19 protein-coding genes and 2 pseudogenes are annotated in these 17,661 nt (G+C 65.1%); 7 read left to right on the top strand and 14 right to left on the bottom strand.

The features are described 5' to 3' along the window. Positions 1-331: 331 nt before the first annotated feature. The 3 genes and pseudogenes from ON21_RS25670 to ON21_RS40240 form a co-directional block, all read right to left on the bottom strand. Positions 332-952, bottom strand: coding sequence for a TetR/AcrR family transcriptional regulator (locus tag ON21_RS25670; RefSeq protein WP_083880892.1), 621 nt, complete (start codon positions 950-952; stop codon positions 332-334). Between the two features lie 360 nt (positions 953-1,312). Further along, positions 1,313-1,663 (bottom strand): annotated as a pseudogene (locus ON21_RS41250) (IS701 family transposase); the annotation flags it as partial. A gap of 217 nt (positions 1,664-1,880) precedes the next feature. Beyond that, the gene (locus tag ON21_RS40240; RefSeq protein WP_245562733.1) at positions 1,881-2,186 is read right to left on the bottom strand and encodes a hypothetical protein; all 306 of its coding nucleotides are present in this window, start codon (positions 2,184-2,186) and stop codon (positions 1,881-1,883) included. Here ON21_RS40240 and ON21_RS41045 point away from each other — a divergent pair. Further along, the gene (locus ON21_RS41045; protein ID WP_373281154.1) at positions 2,067-2,381 is read left to right on the top strand and encodes an MBL fold metallo-hydrolase; all 315 of its coding nucleotides are present in this window, start codon (positions 2,067-2,069) and stop codon (positions 2,379-2,381) included. The genes ON21_RS40240 and ON21_RS41045 overlap by 120 nt on opposite strands. Positions 2,382-2,543: 162 nt before the next feature. After that, complete coding sequence (locus tag ON21_RS39670) at positions 2,544-2,888, top strand: MBL fold metallo-hydrolase (protein ID WP_218004145.1); 345 nt, start codon at positions 2,544-2,546, stop codon at positions 2,886-2,888. Positions 2,889-3,256: 368 nt separating this feature from the next. On the opposite strand, the gene ON21_RS25655 is transcribed toward ON21_RS39670, so the two are convergent. From ON21_RS25655 to ON21_RS25640, 4 genes are read right to left on the bottom strand one after another with little or no spacing between them, the layout of a single operon-like run. Beyond that, positions 3,257-4,051 carry a cyclase family protein gene (locus ON21_RS25655; RefSeq protein WP_083880889.1) on the bottom strand — a complete coding sequence of 265 codons (795 nt, stop codon included), beginning with the start codon at positions 4,049-4,051 and terminating at the stop codon, positions 3,257-3,259. Then, entirely contained in the window at positions 4,048-5,544 is a 1,497-nt protein-coding gene (locus ON21_RS25650; protein WP_039801776.1) for an AMP-binding protein, read from the bottom strand. Before ON21_RS25650 ends, ON21_RS25655 begins: the two co-directional genes overlap by 4 nt. Continuing rightward, positions 5,541-6,710, bottom strand: a complete 1,170-nt coding sequence (locus ON21_RS25645; protein ID WP_039801774.1) for a thiolase family protein — start codon at positions 6,708-6,710, stop codon at positions 5,541-5,543. Before ON21_RS25645 ends, ON21_RS25650 begins: the two co-directional genes overlap by 4 nt. Next, the gene (locus tag ON21_RS25640) at positions 6,707-7,666 is read right to left on the bottom strand and encodes a fumarylacetoacetate hydrolase family protein (protein WP_039801772.1); all 960 of its coding nucleotides are present in this window, start codon (positions 7,664-7,666) and stop codon (positions 6,707-6,709) included. The genes ON21_RS25645 and ON21_RS25640 overlap by 4 nt, the downstream gene beginning before the upstream one ends. Before the next feature lie 269 nt (positions 7,667-7,935). On the opposite strand from ON21_RS25640, the gene ON21_RS25635 reads away from it, so the two are divergent. Both ON21_RS25635 and ON21_RS25630 read left to right on the top strand, forming a co-directional pair. Beyond that, entirely contained in the window at positions 7,936-9,117 is a 1,182-nt protein-coding gene (locus ON21_RS25635; RefSeq protein ID WP_039801770.1) for a PucR family transcriptional regulator, read from the top strand. A gap of 101 nt (positions 9,118-9,218) precedes the next feature. Beyond that, positions 9,219-10,244 (top strand): porin PorA family protein, encoded by a 1,026-nt coding sequence (locus ON21_RS25630; protein WP_083880887.1) that lies wholly within the window; start codon positions 9,219-9,221, stop codon positions 10,242-10,244. 171 nt (positions 10,245-10,415) lie between these two features. Here ON21_RS25630 and ON21_RS25625 read toward each other — a convergent pair whose 3' ends face one another. Beyond that, positions 10,416-11,141, bottom strand: a complete 726-nt coding sequence (locus ON21_RS25625; protein WP_039801766.1) for an HD domain-containing protein — start codon at positions 11,139-11,141, stop codon at positions 10,416-10,418. Between the two features lie 857 nt (positions 11,142-11,998). Here ON21_RS25625 and ON21_RS25620 point away from each other — a divergent pair. Continuing rightward, positions 11,999-12,841, top strand: a complete 843-nt coding sequence (locus tag ON21_RS25620; RefSeq protein ID WP_039801764.1) for an NAD(P)H-binding protein — start codon at positions 11,999-12,001, stop codon at positions 12,839-12,841. Between the two features lie 61 nt (positions 12,842-12,902). Here the strand turns inward: ON21_RS25620 and ON21_RS25615 are convergent, their stop codons facing one another. After that, complete coding sequence (locus ON21_RS25615; protein WP_245562730.1) at positions 12,903-13,319, bottom strand: MarR family winged helix-turn-helix transcriptional regulator; 417 nt, start codon at positions 13,317-13,319, stop codon at positions 12,903-12,905. Between the two features lie 74 nt (positions 13,320-13,393). Here ON21_RS25615 and ON21_RS25610 point away from each other — a divergent pair, with 74 nt between their 5' ends. Next, on the top strand, positions 13,394-13,921 hold the full coding sequence (locus tag ON21_RS25610; RefSeq protein ID WP_039801760.1) for a cupin domain-containing protein: 528 nt from the start codon (positions 13,394-13,396) through the stop codon (positions 13,919-13,921). Positions 13,922-14,215: 294 nt separating this feature from the next. Here the strand turns inward: ON21_RS25610 and ON21_RS40230 are convergent. Then, positions 14,216-14,697: pseudogene (locus tag ON21_RS40230) on the bottom strand (IS21 family transposase); the annotation flags it as partial. A 120-nt stretch (positions 14,698-14,817) separates the two neighbouring features. After that, the gene (locus ON21_RS36570; protein ID WP_063821130.1) at positions 14,818-15,402 is read right to left on the bottom strand and encodes a DUF4345 family protein; all 585 of its coding nucleotides are present in this window, start codon (positions 15,400-15,402) and stop codon (positions 14,818-14,820) included. 105 nt (positions 15,403-15,507) lie between these two features. Between ON21_RS36570 and ON21_RS25600 the strand changes: the two genes are divergently transcribed. After that, positions 15,508-16,110, top strand: a complete 603-nt coding sequence (locus tag ON21_RS25600) for a TetR/AcrR family transcriptional regulator (protein ID WP_039801758.1) — start codon at positions 15,508-15,510, stop codon at positions 16,108-16,110. A gap of 374 nt (positions 16,111-16,484) precedes the next feature. On the opposite strand, the gene ON21_RS38690 is transcribed toward ON21_RS25600, so the two are convergent. From ON21_RS38690 to ON21_RS25590, 3 genes are all read right to left on the bottom strand, one after another. Next, the gene (locus ON21_RS38690; RefSeq protein WP_157170967.1) at positions 16,485-16,694 is read right to left on the bottom strand and encodes a hypothetical protein; all 210 of its coding nucleotides are present in this window, start codon (positions 16,692-16,694) and stop codon (positions 16,485-16,487) included. A 93-nt stretch (positions 16,695-16,787) separates the two neighbouring features. After that, a complete protein-coding gene (locus tag ON21_RS25595) occupies positions 16,788-17,099 on the bottom strand; it encodes a DUF3817 domain-containing protein (protein ID WP_063821129.1) in 312 nt (103 codons plus the stop codon). A 2-nt stretch (positions 17,100-17,101) separates the two neighbouring features. Then, on the bottom strand, positions 17,102-17,572 hold the full coding sequence (locus ON21_RS25590; protein ID WP_039801756.1) for a DUF2269 family protein: 471 nt from the start codon (positions 17,570-17,572) through the stop codon (positions 17,102-17,104). Between the last annotated feature and the right edge of the window lie 89 nt (positions 17,573-17,661).

The following is a 17,661-nucleotide window of genomic DNA, read 5'->3' as shown; positions in this document are numbered from 1 at the left end:
GTCCAATGTGTGGGACCGTCGCAGTGCGGCCACGGCTCGGGTACCGGCTACAGCAGCGGGCCGCCGACCGAACTGTCCTGCGGCAAGGGATTTCCGGGGCGCGGGTCCAGCCGGGTCGCGGTGCGGGCGAACGGTGCCAGGGCAGGGAGCGCAGTCGCTACACCGACCGGCCGAGTCGGAGTGGTGTAAGTCACGGAACCTTCCGGTGGCAAAGGACATTCGATTGTCTCGCGACAGCGATGCCGGTTGTCCACGGCCATCGGCAGAAGTCCGGTCGTTACGGTCGCGCGGTTTCCCGCCGCCTTTCGGCCGCGGGCATTCGCATCTCGGGTCATCCCGATTCGGCCGGGCGTTCGGCCTTCGTCCGGGAATGTGCCACGGCCAGGTCGAAGATCCGCTGCAACGAACCCAACCCTCCTATGGGGTCAATGGAGTCCTCCAAACGGTGCATCACATTGATACCGATGGTACTGCCGAACAGCACATCGGACAGGGGCCCTGGGTCCGGCATACCCGGCGTGCCCGAGAGGATTTCACTGAGTGCGTCAACCCAGAAGCGGCGACTATTCTCGTAACCAGCGATGTAGGCGTCGCGGATTGGTCCGGGTGCGAGCATTACCTCGGGCAGTACAGTCGCGAACACCCGGCCGCTGTGTGAGGTCATGACGGCGAGATGCGCGTCGATGAGCGTACCCAGCGTAATCGTGCCCACCTTGCCAATGCGCTTGCGGTATTGGTCGAGCGCGGCGGCGAAAGCATCCTTCACCACCTCCACGATCAGACCGTCTTTTGAGCCGAAGTGCCACGCAATAGACCCACGGCTGATGCCCGCGCGTTCGGCAACAGCCTGCACCGAGGTGCCACGGGGACCTACCTCCGCGACCAACTCCGTGGCCGCCGCGAGCAGGCGACGACGACTTTCCGCTGAGGACTCCTCACGACGACCGGCCATGCTGGCATTCTCTCATGCTCACAATCCTATGCCGTGACACACTGCTTATGCGTAAAGTCCAGTATTATGCTATACGTCCTATTTCTGATCGTCGGTGAGTTCGAGGAGGCAGTTGAAGAGGTCGATGCGTCTTCGCCGCACGATCGGGTCGTAGACAAAGGCGGCGCCGTCGCTTGGTACTGCAACGGCACTCGAGTGGCCAGTTGAGTGGGTGTCCTCGTCTCCGGTAGTGGCTCAGCCGGGCTTGGTGTTGTCGTCGGCGGCGCCAGGTCGACCAGTTCCAGATGTGATCGGCAGCATGGATCGGGGTGAGCACGAATGCCACCAGCAGTCGCCGGATCTCCGGTAGTGTCAGAGCGATCATGTCTTCGGCGGTTTTGTCGACTCCCCTTTTACAGCAATGGTTTTGGATGCAGCGAGCCGGGCCTGTGCGAGCATCGACAGGGTGATGTGGGCGTACCAGGCTCGACAGGCGCGGACCTGATAGTGGTCGAGCCCGGCCTCGCCTTTCGCCTGCTGAAATGCCTCTTCCACGTGCCAGCGCGGCCCTGCTGTCCAGGCCAGATCGACCAGCCGTGCGGTGGCCGGGCCGTAACAGAGGTAGTAGGCGATCTCGGTCGGGGCGCTGATCGACCGCCGTGCCAGCAGCCAGTGCCCGCGCCCGGACACCCAGGTGCTGTCGATCTGGCGGCGTGCCCAGTCGGCCTTGCGCAGCAGCCGCTGCATCCCGTCCGGGCCCACCTCACCAGCGCGTTCGGATAACGTCCACCTGTTCTTACGCTCCAGACTCGCAGTCAACCCGGCCACGTACTCCCGCGCCCGAGCCCGCGGCTCCGAACGCGTCAATCGACCCCCAATCCTCGACATCAACGAATCCAACTCGGCCACAACTCGATCCAACACCAGATTACATTCACCACCAGCTCACTCAGCTGCCGTTGCAGCACCAAATTGTCGATGGAATCCCCAGATAGGGTTTTACAAATAAGTCAAGGCTTGAAATTTCCGCGCCATGATTGGTACTCCTGAAAAGGTGCGGACGTAGCTGCGTCGCACCGAGGAGGGAGTTCTGCAAATGTCCTGGTTCGTAGACGATCGCTGCGTGAACTGCGATGTGTCCCGACAATTGGCGCCCGGATTGATCGGCGAGGTCGATGGTCGCTCCGAAATTCTGCGTCAACCGCGCGACGAAGCCGAGGAACAGGCGTTGGCGGCAGCCGCATTCGCTTGTCAAACCCGGTCCGTTCGGCGCGAGAACGTGCCACTGACAGCGGAGTTCGACCCGTTCCCCATGCGCCTGGACGAGGGGCTCTACCTGTGTGGCCACAACTCGTCACGCACCGCGGGCGCCAACTCCTATCTGCTGCGACGCCGCGGCGGCAACCTCATGGTCGATACGCCCCGATGGAGCGAGTCGCTGGCAACTTGATACGAGGAGCTCGGCGTGGTAACGGACGTTCTGCTGACCCACAGGGATCACGCTGCACATGGCCGGCGCTACGCAGACCGATTCGGGGCTCGACTGTGGATTCACGAGGGTGATCTCGATTCAGCCCCGGATGCCGATCAGATAATACGGGGAGCCGAGCCCGTGGAGGTCGTCGACGGCGTAATGGCGCATCCGTTTCCGGGTCACACCGAGGGAAGTGTGCTTTATATAGTCGACGACCGATACTGTTTCAGCGGGGACAGCGTGTACTGGTCCCGCACCACCGGAGATATCGAAATTGCCGAGAGCGTCACCTGGTATTCGGTCGAAGTGCTGGCCGAGTCGCTGGCACGATCGGCCGATCTTGGTTTCGAATGGCTGCTGCCCGGTCATGGGGATCGCCGACAGCTTCCGGCAAGCGAGATGACGCTCCGGATGCGAGGCCTCGCCGAACGTGTCAAAGCCCTTCATCCCCAACCGATCGACTTCAGCGCCATGCGGTGGTGATCACGACTCTGCGCCCAGCCGAACATGGCGATGAGGGAGGTGTGAAATCCCTCCTCGTCGAGGCGGAGCAGCAGTGTGCGGAAGAGCGAGAAGGGCCGTTCTGTCACTCTGCGCTCATAGGCTGCGTCAGGAGGTGCCTACGTCCATGATCCGCAATCCGGTTGCGATCCGAGGACTACGCGGAACGCATCGTTATCTGTACCGAGAAATGGTGACGCGCGCCTGAGTGATCGACGCGTTGTGCTGGCACCAGGCGGTGACACGAACTGACGGCGCTGCCTGACACTGTCACCGTACGAACCTCGTCTGTTCAAACCGCGCCCGCTCACGGCGCGGCGGCGGCGAGCGGGGGCGGTTTCAACAGACGGTCAGTCGTCGAGGAAGGCGATGACGCGGGCCGGCGCGGCGCTCATACCGATGAGTTTCAGGGGAAAGAAGCCGACGGTGAATCCGGAGGGTGGCAGGGCAGCAAGATTGTCCATCTGCTGGACGATGAATGCCTCCTTGTCGCGGATGGTGTAATGGCCGTCCCAGATGTGGCGTCGGTCGCCGGTTTCTTTGTAGGCCTTGGCCATCGCTGGGATCGGACGGTCCCATCCCATACCGTCGGTGCCGAGGATCTTGGCGCCCTGGTCGGTGAGGAATCGAGTGCCCTCTGCGGACATGCCGGGATAGTTGAAGTAGCGCAGGTCCGAGATCGGGTACTGCTCCTGCCCGGTGCGGATGAGCACCGCGTCACCGGACTGGATGTCGCGCCCGGTGGCCGCCACCGCCGCCTTCAGGGCGTCGACGGGAATCGCCTCGCCGGGACGCGCCCACTCCCGCACGTCGAGCACCATGCCCGGGGCGTACAGCTCGGAAAGATCGATATCGCTGATCTTCCGCGCCGGTTTACCCTCACTGACACTGCCGGAATGCCAGGGGGCGTCGACGTGGGTGCCGCAGTGTGTGCCGAAGCTGTTCAGCTCCTCACCGGCGCAACCCTCGCCGTCGGGGAGATCCTCAGGGCTGCAACCGAAGAATGAGACCAGCATGTCTCGGCCGGCGCCGGTGTGCGTCGCCCACTCCACGGTCGGGCCGACGATCTTGGCCAGCTCCGGCAGCGGCACCATGTCACGGAAAGCGGGGTCGATGGGGTAAGTGAGATCTATCAGTCGCGTCATTGCTGACCTTTCTGTGCGGAGACGCTGCGTCTCAGTTCGGTTTTGAGGACCTTGCCGTAGCCGTTGCGGGGGAGTTCGGTGAGGAAGCGGTAATCGCGCGGCCGCTTGTAGCGGGCCAGCCGATCCAGGCACAGGGCGTCCAATTCGGCCGGTTTCACCGATTCGGCGACGACGAAGGCGATCGGGAGTTCGCCCCATTCGGGGTCGGGCCGTCCCACGACGGCGACCTCGGCCACTGCGGGATGGGTGAGCAGTACCTCTTCGATCTCGCGCGGATAGATGTTGGATCCGCCGGAGATGATGAGATCCTTGGCGCGGTCTACGAGCGTGAGGCGGCCACGGTCGTCCATATGGCCCAGGTCGCCGGTGTGCAGCCACCCGTCGCGCAATGTGGTGGCGGTGGCCGCAGGATTGTTCCAGTAACCGGCCATGACCGTGTCGCCGCGGACCACCACCTCGCCGACCTCGCCAACGGGCAGGAGTGCGCCGTTGTCGTCCATGATCGCCACCTCGACGCCGGTGCGGGCGTGACCGACGGTCATCAGGCGGCCATGGATCGGTAGCTCGGTGTGTTCGCCTGGCGTGAGATGCGTGATAGTGCAGGGAGATTCGCCCTGCCCGAAGGCTTGCCACAACCGCTGCGGGCCGAAACGGGCGACAACCTCGCGCAGGTCTTCGACATAGGTGGGCGCGCCGCCGTAGAAGATTCGTCGCACCTGTGGGAGCAGGTCGTCGGCGAGCAGTGCCGGGTCGAGTAGTCGCCGCAGGATGGTCGGCACCGCGAAGAACGACACTGGACCGAATGCGGTGAGCGACTCTGCGAGTGTGGCGGCGTCCACGGCACCGTCGCGGGGCAGCAGATTGGCCCTCCCCTTGGCGGCGAACGCCAGCGCGAACAGCCCGCCCGCATGTGACAGCGGTGTCAGATGCAGCAGCGCGGAATCGGCGGCATCGCCGATATCGGCCAACGCCGACAGCACCGCGGTCACTTGGTTGCGATGAGTCAGCATGGCGCCCTTGGATTTCCCGGTAGTGCCGCTGGTGTAGAACAGCCACGCGGTGTCGTCGGGTCGCGCGGCGGCGGGTGCCTCGCGACCTTCCGCGCTGCGGGCGCGGTGCGCCAGAGCGGTGACATCGAGGGTGGGCACGTTGTCCGGTGTCGCGAGATCCGCAGTGGTGACACAGTATTTCGCCCCGCTGTCGGTGATGAGCTCCTCGAACTCGCGGGGATGCAGGCGGGGATTCATCGGTACCACCACCAGGCGCGACCACCACGCGCCGAACATAACCGCCAAGTAGTGGACGTTATTGGACATTGCCAGGGCGACCCGATCGCCCGGCCGCAGGCCGTACTGTTCGCGCAGCAGCCGACCGATAGCGCAGGCAGCGTCTGCGAGCTCACGATAGGTGTAAGCGACCTCGTCACCGTGGCAGACCGCGGGCGCCCCAGGATCGCGGGTGGCGGACTGATCCAGCAGAACAGCGGTATTCACGGCGCCTCCAGAATCGTGATGGCCGCCGCGGCTTCCTCGACGCCGAGAAACCCGCCGCCGTTCTCGGCCAAGGCGAGGCGTGGCCGGTCAACCTGGCGCGCTCCGGCCTCGCCGCGCAGTTGGGTGACCAGCTCGTGCAACTGCCCCAGCCCGGTGGCGGCGATCGGGTGGCCGTTGCATTCGAGTCCGCCGGAGGTGTTCACCGGTATCTGTCCCCCGAGGGCGGTGTCACCACGGGCTGCCGCGTCGGCGTCAGCGAGGCCGAGAAATTCGGTCTGCAGGATTTCACCGACGGCCGTGGCGTCATGGACCTCGGCGAGGGACACGTCTTGTGGTCCGATTCCGGCCTGTTCGTACGCGATTCGGGCCAGGCGACGGGAGATGTGGTCGGTATCGTCGTCGAGACCGCGGTCGGTGGCGGAGATGATCGAGGTGGCCCGAACGCGCACCGCACGCTTTCCGGCGAGCCGGGATCGTGGTCCGCACAACAGAACTGCGGCGGCACCGTCTCCTATCGGCGCGCACATCGGCTTGGTCAGCGGTAGTGCGATCACCCTGGCTGCGCAGACCTCATCGATCGACAGCGGAGTGCGGTAGGTGGCTAACGGATTGAGCGCGCCGTGCGCGCGATTCTTGGCGGTGACCGCGGCGAGCTGTTTCTGGTCGAGTCCGTAACGATCGGCCAAGGCTGCGTAGATGCTCATGAAGATCGTGCCCGCGCCCGGCTCGGCGCCGAGGCGAGCCAGATCATCGTCACGACGCACCACGTCGATGCCGCCGTCGAACAGGCGCCCTGCTGTCGGACGGTCCGCTGCGGACAGTCGCTCTACCCCGATCGCCATGGCCACGTCGACCTGTCCGGCCGCGATCGCAGTAGCCGCCAGATGGAACGCGGATGCACCGCTGGCACAAGCATTTTCGACGTTGAAAATCGGAACCCCGGCGACTCCGGTGCCACGCAGCGCGACCTGTCCGCGGACCGTGTGCTGTCCCTCGACGAGTCCCTGTGCGGTGTTGGCGAAGTACACCGCGCCGACCTCACCGGGTTCGGCACCGGCATCGGCGAGACAGTCGGCGAGCACGGTCCGCGCCAGCTCAGCGACACCGCGCCCAGGGAATCGGCCGTATGCCGTGCGCGCCGCGCCCGCGATACGCACGCCGTTCACAACGCCACCCGGTTGCGCAGGATGCCGATGCCCTCGATCTCGAGTTCGACAAGATCTCCGGATGACAGGTGCTTGCCGGCATCGAATCCGGTGCCCGAGGCGACAGTGCCGGATGCGATGACTTCGCCCGCGAAAACCCCGCCGGTGCGACTGAATTGGGCGATTGCGTCCTCGAACGAGTGGGTCATGGTGGAGGTGCTGCCAGACGACCACTGTTCGCCGTTTATCCGTGCGATCATGGTGAGCGCATAGGGGTCGGCGATCTCGTCGGCGGTCACCAGGCATGGGCCCAGCGAGGTGGCGAAGTCCTTGCCCTCGCCCGGGCCGACGCCGGTTTGCATCAGTCGCAGTTGCAGATCTCGGGCGCTCCAGTCGTTGTAGATGGTGTAGCCGAAGATATGGTCACGGGCTCGATTCGGAGGGATGTCGCGGCCGTCGCGGCCGACAACAACGGCGAATTCGAGCTCATAGTCGAGCTCCTTCGCGCCCTCCGGCGGCGCGACGGTGTCGTTCGGGCCGGTGATCAGCAGCGGATCCGCGTTGTAGTACAGCACACGCTCGGTGAACAGAGGGTCCAGGGTGAACCGGCCGCTGGCCATGAGTTCCTGGAATGCGGCCTCCGGATCGTCGCCCGCGCCCTCGGCTTGGCGGCGCGCGATCTGTTGCAGCGCGTCGGCCAAATGCTGGGTGAACAGGCCGCAATCGCGCATCCGTGCCGGACGGGGGAGGGGTGGGCACCAGCGCACCGCTGTCGCCGGGATCAGTGCATGCTCCGGCGCAGCCGAGGCAAGTTCGCGGGCGCGGTCGAGCCCTTCCACGCCGGATTCGATCAATGTCGACATGGAGGCGAATTCCGGCCGGTCCGGTGCGGCCAGGGCGAGGTCGAGGACCGTGTCGTCGCCGTTGAGCAAGGCTCCTACACGCCGACCTTCGGCGGCAAAGGTGATCAATCGCATGGGCACTCTCCAGTGAGTAGTTGGACCATCATCATAGAATTGGACGTTCCGCATATGCAAGGACGGCCCGCATAGAACTGCGGTGGTGGGAAACCGGGGGACTGGACCGCGGTCGCAAGAGTCGCTCGATGAGGTGGCTCGGTCGGGGCGGGCGGGCGCTGTGCGGTGAAGGGGCCGGGACAAGTCGTCGCCAGCGTTTTGCTGATTCGGCTCGTCATAGCGAGGTTGCGAGGTAGCTTCACAGCAACGCAGTGCGTGGAGGCGTGACGATGTGCGAAACTTTCTCGGCGACGACGCTGGGTGCGGTAGCCGATCGGCTGCTAGCGGAGGAGCCGCTGCTGGCGCAACGATCGATCGAGCTGATCCGCCTGGAACTACCCTCGTACGAGGGCGTACCGGATTCGGCGGCCAGGGCGTCGGTGCGGCGAAATCTCGATGTGGCCGTGCGCGCCTTGCGGTCGGCGACGCCCGGTGAGTTCCCCGAGGCGGAGATCACCGTCCGAGAGCGGGCCGGACAGGGCATTCCGATCGAGGACATGCTGCACGGATACCGGATATCGATCTCGGCGATACAAGCTCGCTTCACGGAGTTGGCCATCGAATGCGGTGCGTCGCCGGACCTCATGCTGGACGGCGTGCGCCGACTGTGGTCGATGAGCGACGCGTTCACCGCCCGCGCGTCGAAGGTGTACCAGAAGTTGGGGATCGAGCGCGCCCTGGGCGACACCCATGACCGTGCGGCATTCGTGCGCGGCCTGCTGTCCGGACATCTGTCGTCCGGCGAACTCAGCGGGCGCGGTGCGCTCTATGGACTTGATCCCGCTGGGCGTTATGCAGCGGTCAGAGCCCGCCCCCGGGATTCGGCGATGTCGCTGGAACAGCTGCGGCGTCGGCTCGAGACAGTGGCCGCAGATGGCCGGCGCAACGCCGTGCTCGCAGTCGTCGATGCCGAGTGTGTGGGCGTGGTCGGGGCGCCGCCGGACGTTGGCGATGCGGAGGTCGTCGCGGGAATCGGCCCGATGCTGCCGTTGATGCGTGCGCGGGATTCGTTCGAGATCGCCGGACGTGTTTTCGAGTCGGCGCTATACCTGGGTCGCAGCGGGGTGGTCGCGTTCGAGGATCTGGGGTGGCGGCTCGCTGTCACATCGGTCCCCGATGTCGGGCGATATTATCGGGACCGGTTGCTGGCGCCGCTGCGCACCGCGGGAGAGTTCGGGCCGATGCTGGAGCAGACACTGCGCGTGTACCTCGAACAAGATCGAAATATCCCGCGCACCGCGGCCGCGCTGGTGGTCCATGTCAACACGCTGCGCTACCGGCTGGGCAAGATCGAGGAACTCACCGGCATGTCGACGTCCTCGACCGACGGTCTCGTTGGATTCGCATGGGCGCTCGCCGCCGAATGCGATCTCGAAATTCCTGGCGGCGCGGGTGCAGGCTATCTGCGGTAGCAAATTGTAAAAAAGACGACGAAGAGGGCGGCCACGTTGACGATCCGTCCATGGATCGTGGCCGTGTGCCATTGCATCGTTGACTCACTCGCTTCCCACTCATCGAGGAGTCAGCCATTAATATTTCGCGTTCTCTCGTCGTCTGGTCGCTGATCGGGGCCACGCTCATTCTCGCCGCTGGCGCCACCCGGGTAGTCGTCGTCCCGATGCTCATGCGCCTGCCGGCCGATTTCGAAAGCCATGGTGTGTACACCGGTTCGGTGACCACACCGAATCCCGCTGGTGCGACGACCGTCGACGTCGAAATCGACCGCAGCGTGCGGGTGGTGCAGGTCGACGGTAATACCGCCGTCGTGCGCAGCAACTCTCAAATGTTCGGAATCCCGCGGGGCCCGGCTCTGTCCACCGAACAGCACACCTTCGCCCTCGATCGCACCACGCTGCGCCAGGCCGAAGCGCCCCGCGGAGCCGAGGTCGAGGACCAGCACGGTGCGATCACATTCAGCCTTCCACCCCACCCCGCCCACGACGGTTACACCTACTACGATGCGGCAACCCGGACGACGCAACCTCTCGTTTTCGCAGAAGAGGCCACATTCCATGGCCGGAAGGTATTGCACTACACCGCCGATGGAAACGCTCCGCTGGCAGATCCGGCAAAGGTGCGCACGGCAATCGCGCAGCGGTTCGGCGGCGATGGATCGTCGATTCCCGCGTCGGCAGTGGCGACGCTCGGCATGCCGGTGCCGAATCAGCCGCTTCCAGAACGGATCCCGCTCGAGCTCCGCTCGCACCTGCAGTTGGATGTGCTCGCGGACAAACAATTCGGCACTCCGGTCCGATTGCAGCAGACGACAACGCTTACCGCCGTTCCCATCGGACTCCCGGCCGGTGCACCCATCACGTTGTCCATCAGCAAACTCGCCAGCAGGGACGACTCTTCGGCCGATGCGGTCGACAAACTGAATTCGGTCGAAACGAAACTGCGGCTGGTGTCGTGGTGGCTTCCCGGCGGGGCCGCGCTGGCCGGAATCGCACTGATCACGTTCGCATTGCTCAGAATTCGCACCGGGAGAATCTCGCCCGCTGGTGCCGACCGGCCGGTCGAACGAGCATTGTCCGAATAAGACACCGATCACTGCCGCCCTCTACGTCGCCGCCGCGGCCACTGATTAGTTCGGCCGCGGCGGCGCTGAGGCACTCCGGTGGCAGCGTCGCAGCTGAGTGCATTTGCCCGGCAAGGTCTGCTCTACTGTCTCGAACCCAGCCCCTCGGCACGCCGGACCGAAGGTACCTGACTAGTTGTCGGCCCATCCGCTTGCCGCGATAATGTCTTCGACGGTTTCGTACGGGACATCCGGGTGACGCTGACGCACGACCTCGCCCGCGAAAGTCGCGGGCCCCGCCTTGCGGGGATTCGCCAAGCCCTGTTGCTCGATTGTGCGGAACAGCGCGGCGCTTCCGCCGAGTCGCGGATACGCCGCGTGTATCCGGTCGGCGTAGCCGGGCGGCAGGTCGGAGGGGCCGCCGCCGAGGTCGATCCCGATGCCGGTCACGGCGGCTTGGATTTCCGGTGGGCGGCGGCGCTGGTACACCGGGGAATGGATGAATCCCGAAGTGTGCGCGGCGATCGCATCCCAGATGAGGTCCACCCGGGCGTCGGTGACGCCGTTGTCTTCGAGAAAGCGCGCCGCGAAGTCGGCCCCGTCGATTTCGAACCGCTGATCACCGTTGGCCACGTCCGTCATGCCGATATCGTGCAATGCGCAGATGAGGAACACGATTTCGTCGTCGCATGCCAGGCGTTGCTCCTCGGCGACCGCGCGGGCGAAAAAGTAGCTGCGCAGGCTGTGATTGCGAACGTGCGGCTGGGCCACCTCGTCGAGCAATAGACGCGCCTTGACGGCGAGCGGTGTCAAGGGTGGCCCGGCCGGCTCCGCCTGCGACCATGCGGGCGCCGCGGCGAGGAACAAGCCGGTGACTGCTGCGCCGCCCCAGAGGGCACGGCGACGTGGAATATGCACGATAACTCCTTGTTCGGGCAGAATTCTTTTACTCTGTAGCGGTGACGAACCGCTGGCGACGGTCGTTCGGGGTGACGCTGAAAACCTTCCGAAACCCCGGCGCATGGTTTTCTCGGAGCCGAATCCGCATCGGCGGGCGATGGCCACTACACCGTCACCGGTGGCAGTCAACCTCGGTGCGCACCGGCCGCCCGTCCGAGGAAGCGCAACGGATCCGATGCCCGGCCCAGTTACAGCACTTGCACTGGGCTTGCCATATCAAGCACAGCGCCATCCGCCACCACCACGTCTGCGGGCTTTGAAACCAACACACTTCGATCTTGCGAAAGCGGCTCGCAGGTCCACAAGGACAACCACCCCACAGATCCGGTCCTCGTGCCATTCCCAAGTGTGTCCGGATCTGTGGGCGTTATGTCATTGCGGGAGGCTCCCCGATCCGCACAGACTGAGCTCATGGAGCCGAACCGCGATGGCCTACCTGTTCCCCGAACGCACCGTACTGGTACAGGCTTCGCAGTGGGCCGCGCGAAGGTCGGCCTTCAGCCACGCAGGCTCTCGAAATAGCAAGGGTGACCGAGAAACGAAGCCTCATTAATGACCCCGGTGACGGTGTTGTATCTACGCTGGAATCGGAATCGCCATCCCGGTCTTCGATTTGGCCACCGCGAGCAGCCTAGGAGTCCCCGATCGCCTCCCTCGAATCCTGACAGCTCATACCCGACGCCGATAGCGTCTGCAATCCGGGCGGCCCCGCGAAAACCGTAGTGGGGCGAGATCCACTCGAGAGTTCTCACTTTGAATTATGTGTCAGCGATGGAGGCTGTTGCCGTCCACCGCGATCAAAGGAAGGATCGGTCATGTTCGTTGTGATCGGAGCGACCGGGATTATCGGCCGCGAGGTTGTTTCACAACTGAACCGCGCGGGCGCACAGGTCACCGCGGTGAGCCGCGTCGCGGCGAACGCGGCACTGCTGAAGTCTGTTCGGGTGATCGAGGGCGACCCGTCGATTGCGAAGATCCCCGAAGAAGTGTGGCGCGACGCGCACGCGGTGCTGCTCAGCTCACGTGCTGTCACCGAATCGGCCTCCGATATCCTGACGGCCGCACGAGCACACGGGGTGCGGCGGGTCGTGGTGGTGTCGGCGGCGACCGTGGCGTACCCAGCGGGCGAGCCGCGGTTCATCGCGGGATTCACCGCGCTGGAGGCCGCCGCCGAGGCGTCGGGTCTGGCCTGGACCGTATTGCGGTGCGCGGATTTCGCTGCCAACGCTCTGGCCTGGGTGCCGCAGCTGCGCGGCGGCGACGTGGTGCGCGGTGCCTACGGCTCGGCTGCTACCTCCCCGATCCACGAGTGCGATATAGCGACGATGGCGGTCCGAGCCCTCGCCGAGGACGGCCACGCGGGTCGCCGGTACGTGCTCACCGGGCCGACATCGCTGAACCAGTACGAAAAGGTGCGCATTCTCGGCGAAGTAACCGGGCGCGAGCTGTCCTTCGTCGAGATCGCGCCGGAACAGGTGCGCGCTTCCATGACGGCTCAAGGTCTGCCCGAGGAGATCCCGGACCGGTTGCTCGGCTCGTTGGCCGATTATGTCCGCCGACCGGGCCCGACCACGGACACCGTCGCCGAACTTCTCGGTCGCCCGGCCCTCAGCTTCACGACCTGGGCAGCCGAACACGTCTCCGCGTTCCTAAACTGAAAGATTGCACCGTGGCTCGGCCGCTGAATCCGGCACCGATGCGGCTGACCGGTTCGCCATATCACTGCCGATCGGCGGCGAGGATCTCATGAACTTGCGCGAGGAGGCTGCGTAACTGGTGCAGGCCGTCCGTCCCGAGTCGGGCGGCGACGCGGTCCTCGAGGTCAGCGAGGATTTCGCCGGCTGTGGCCGAGGCTGATCGGCCGAACTCGGTCATTACAACCAACCGTGCTCGCCGGTCGGTCGGATCGACTCGTCGCTCGACATAGCCACAACGTTCCAAGTGGGCAACGAGCTCACCCATCGATTGCTGCGTCATCCCTGCGGCCTCGGCAAGGTCACCCACGCGCGAGCCGGCCGGATCCAGATGGCGGAAGACCGCGTAGTGCGCCGGGCGCATGTCCTCATCGAGGGCGACGCGCAAGCGGCGATTCAGCTCGCCTTCCATCGAGTGCTTCAGCAGAACGAGCAGTTTCAAGAGGCTTGGGGGCCCACCGTCGTCTGTGGGGGAGGGCATTGACACAATATGAAGGTTACCTTTATATCTGAACGATGGGAATCGTCCTCCACTTCCGCAATGGCCATCGGGTAACACTGGTCGATCAGGGTGTCGACGACCGCGGTGCATATCTGCGTCTGCGGCACCATCTGCCGACCCCCGGCCGCGAGGCGGGGCCGCACTGGCATCCGGAGCTGACGGAATCCTGGACCGTGCGGCACGGACAAGCCCGTTTTCGCATCGACGGCGCTGAAACGATCGCAGTGCAGGGTGATGCAGCGCACGCGAAAGCGGGTGCGGTGCACGAGTTCTGGACCGAGGCGCCGGACACCGTGCTCGATCACGAAATCCGTCCACCGCTGCGGCACTGGCAGATGTTTCAGTTGTGGCAAGCCCTGGACGCTGCCGGTACGACCACCCGCGCGGGAGTCCCACGAAATCCGCTCGCCCTGGCACTACTGTGGAAATATCAGGATGGCTACATCGCCTACGTTCCCCTGTGGCTGCAACGCTTGTTCCTGGGTGGACTGGCCCGGCTGGCCCACCGCACCGGTTACGAAGAGCGCTGGCTGCCGGCCTGACTACCGCAAACACGGGTCGGGTGGGTTTTGGCGCACTGGCGGGGCAGAGGGGCTTAGGTGCGCAGGTGCCCACACCTTCGACGGACGTGGGCGGGTGTAAGTCGTAGCTGGTTTCTCCTAAGGTCGCCGTTGGTCGGCCGCAAGGCTGGGGCGAGAGGAGTTGGGTGTAGGCGGCCAGCAGCAGCCAGGCCCACCGGTCGGCCGCGGCGGGATTGCGGGGTTTTGGGCTGGCTCATGAGGCGCTGCTCTCTTCGGCGTCGGACGCATCGGTGATGGGTGGTGTGGTGGGGTGACGCGGCGGGGTAGGAGTTCGTCGTAGGCGGTGACGCGTGGCAAGGGCCGCGGGTCGGGGGCAGCACGGCGGTAATCGCAGCCGGGTCGGTGAGCCGGCGTTGGGTGAGGCTGACAACTCGCTGCCCTTGCCGGAGGTGGTGGGCGGTGTGGTGAGGTCCAATTCGACGCCAGCCCTCTTGGTGGTCGGGTGGCGGGCCTCGACCGCGACCACATCGGCGCTCACGCCCCGACCTCGAGGGCGGCCACGCTTCCGGCGATCACATCGGCAGCGTTGAGGCTGCGGTGCAGCAACAACACCTCGATCAGAGCTCCCAGGCGCCTTCAGCGTCGCCGTTGACTCGTCGCGCCGCTGCCCGGAACGCTTCGTGGGCACGGGTGAACACTCCCGCCGTGCGGGCGTGGGCCAGCGCGGTCGAGCCCGGGAACGCGCCCGGTTTGATCTTCAGCACTTCCAGGTAGTGGTCGAGCTGGACCGAACACCCGGTGCGGGTGTCGATGCGGCTTGGCGGACACCGACTTTCGCTCCCCCGTAGGTCCCTGGTGCCTATACATAGATCGTGCAAGACCCGACGGTGATCAAGAGCAGTTGGGGGCCTACTTCGTCAGATTTCCTGGATATCTTCGGGTGACCAGTATGCCTTCATGGACGTAACGAGTCCCTCTTCGTTCACGGTGAAGACGTCCACTACTCGCACCCGTTTCGGGCGGTCCGATCCGTCGAGCTGTAGCTCCAATTCGAACGGGAGTGCGGCAGTGATGGAATGCGAATTTCGGATCGGGCCGCTCTGGATTATGCATGCGCGGCCGTCGTTGGACGCGTGGTCCACGCACACCGCCCGCACCAGGAAGTAGTTCAGGATCGGAATCAGCAGTTCCACCGGCGTCATCAGCACATAGAACCAATTGGGTTCCCCGCTCACCACCCACGCCAGCAGTCGGGCGAGCCCCCCGGCGAAGAAGACGGCGCCGAGCGAGTTGATCGCCGGCCCCTTCTGCTCCACATCGCGCGCACACCACGCCACGGCCATCCCGTAAGCGCCGAACACGACGGCATAGAAGCGCATATCGGAATCGATGGTGGCGTTCACCGGCCCCGCACCGATGATGCTGGCAGTACCGAAAAACAGATGTGCCAACGCGATTCCCACACACGCCAACCCGAACACCAGTAACCAGATCTGCAGCACTCGTCGCATACCGACCCCTATTAGACGATTGTAGAATAAGCTACTACGGTAGGCCGCTGCCGCGGCTCGCGTCAACCACCGCACGCCTACGCCTACCATGAGCAGATGCCGAGCCGACGCCGCCTCACCCCCGAGCAGCGCCGCGACGAATTGATGGACGTAGGCGCACGACTGTTCGGCGAACGCTCCTACGACGAACTCTCGATGGATGACATCGCCGCCCACGCCGGCGCCTCCCGCGCCCTGATGTACCACTACTTCCCCACCAAGGGGGAGTTCTTCGCGGCCATCTGGAAACGAGCCCACGATCGACTGCTCGCCGAACTGCGCATCGACCCCGAGGAGCCGGTTCGCACCGCCGCCTACCGGACCCTGGTGGCACATCTGGATTTCTACCGCGACCACGTTCCGCTGGTTCTTATCGCCAACCGCACCGCCCTGGCCGCCGATCCGGCGGTGCGCGGACCGGTGGTCGAGGACCTGAATGCCCTGTGCGAGCGCCTCCTCGACGCGTGTGGCGCCACAGGACACGCGCGGGAGGTCGCCGCTGCGGCGCTGATCGGATGGATCGCCTTCATTCGCGAGGTGGCGGTCGAATGGCTCGTCCACCAACGTGTTTCGCGTGACGAGGTCCTGCGGATGTGCATGGCGACCCTGGACGCCACCGCGGGTACACAGCTCGACCTGACCGCGCCGCCGCGGCGCTGACGGCGAACCCTGGTCGCCTATCCGCCGGGGAAAGCCGATCGAATACCGCGCTCGTCGCTCCGAAACCGAGCACCGCGAGGCCCGCACACCAGACCACGGCCAGTGCGCGCTTCCACCGGTCCCGCTGGAATGCCCAGGCCGCGCGGTGTCCACCACGGGCTGGTAGTCGGCGAAGCCGCGCAGCCCTCCGGGATCGGCACCACGAGGAACCGCTGGCTGGGACCAATCGCCCACTTCGATGGCATTGCGCGATTACCGCCGCCGACCGTCGCGGCGATATTCGCAACGCCGCAACACAATCCGCCGGCCGGGACCGGGGCTGGCACCGGACCCAAGTGTTCCATATGACGGGGTCACACTGTTCGCGGAATAACTCAAAGGAACAACGTGACCAGGGACGGAATGCTCGGCGACAGCCCGGCGGATTGCTGGTTGGGCCGGAAGAGTGGTAGGCGGGCTTCCATCTCTGCGGGCGGGATCTCGCCGCAGTAGCGGTACAGCCGCCGGTGGTTGACCCAGTCGACATCAAGCGGTGGAGAATCGACATGGTCGACGCTGCGCCACGGGCTGCGCGGTCTGATCAACTTGTCGAGCCGATCGCGGGGGCTCGATCACATCGATGAGTGTGACGCAGTGGTCGGTCATACGTGAGTCCTCCGGGCAAGTACCGTCGGCTGTCAGAGTTCGAGGGCGGCCTGTTCGACGGGTGCGGTACCTGGTGCATGGTGAACAGGGTGCTCGCGACGGCTGAGGGCGCGAAAAGCCAGAAGCCCGCCGACGACGGGGAGCAGCGCGGTGGCTTTGACGCCGCGTCCAGCTCCCTCCAGTCGGAAGACCAGGACGATGACGGCAATGTAGGCGCATCCGTGTACGGGGCCGATCAGTGTAGCGACCATCGGCCAATGCACGGTGACAAGGTTGAGCAGGAGGACAAACAGCGACAGTGGCTCGGTGATGGCTGCGATGCGGAGCGCATGCCGAGGGTTCATGATCAGGCTCCTGTCGTCGATCCGGGACGCACGATCATCAGGACCGTGACGACTGCCCAGAGCAGGTTGAAAACGCCGGTGTACATGGCCAATTTCGCGGCGGCCAGCTCATCGACTGGCGACTGCCCGGCAGGTGTGATGTTTTCACCTGCCAGCACGGCTTGTGCAGGGATGACGAGCAGCCCGAGCACTGCTGCCGCAGCGGCTGTAAGGGCGATCGACGCGATAAGCCATCCTTCGCTGAGGACGCCCAGGCTGCTTGCGGTAGCGAAGCCGAAGACCGGGACGGCGATTCCCATTCCGGCGTAGACGCGGCAGATGCGATGCAACGTTGCGACGACTGCGTGGTCGCGGTCCCTACCGAACTCGGCCGCTCGCCGTGCGGCTGGCGGAAACATGCTCGAGGTCACGGTGACCGGGCCGATGGCAATGATCGCTGTCAGGACATGTACCGCGAGCAGCGCTTTCGTCACGCCACGCCCCCGGGGCAAATCAGGGGCGCGACCATCAGATCGCAGTCGCAGGGGCTACGAAGGGCGTTTCGTTGTCCGTCCACAGTTGT

Origin of the sequence: Nocardia araoensis NBRC 100135 (assembly GCF_000308435.1) — a bacterium.
In the GTDB taxonomy this organism is placed as follows: domain Bacteria; phylum Actinomycetota; class Actinomycetes; order Mycobacteriales; family Mycobacteriaceae; genus Nocardia; species Nocardia araoensis.
This window is presented reverse-complemented; position numbering and strand designations above follow the sequence as displayed.

Coding starts and splice junctions, on each gene's coding strand:
- ON21_RS25670 (WP_083880892.1), bottom strand. CDS start 952: ATGGCCGGTCGTCGTGAGGAGTCCTCAGCGGAAAGTCGTCGTCGCCTG.
- ON21_RS25655 (WP_083880889.1), bottom strand. CDS start 4,051: ATGACGCGACTGATAGATCTCACTTACCCCATCGACCCCGCTTTCCGT.
- ON21_RS25640 (WP_039801772.1), bottom strand. CDS start 7,666: ATGCGATTGATCACCTTTGCCGCCGAAGGTCGGCGTGTAGGAGCCTTG.
- ON21_RS25635 (WP_039801770.1), top strand. CDS start 7,936: ATGTGCGAAACTTTCTCGGCGACGACGCTGGGTGCGGTAGCCGATCGG.
- ON21_RS25620 (WP_039801764.1), top strand. CDS start 11,999: ATGTTCGTTGTGATCGGAGCGACCGGGATTATCGGCCGCGAGGTTGTT.
- ON21_RS25610 (WP_039801760.1), top strand. CDS start 13,394: ATGGGAATCGTCCTCCACTTCCGCAATGGCCATCGGGTAACACTGGTC.
- ON21_RS25600 (WP_039801758.1), top strand. CDS start 15,508: ATGCCGAGCCGACGCCGCCTCACCCCCGAGCAGCGCCGCGACGAATTG.
- ON21_RS25595 (WP_063821129.1), bottom strand. CDS start 17,099: ATGAACCCTCGGCATGCGCTCCGCATCGCAGCCATCACCGAGCCACTG.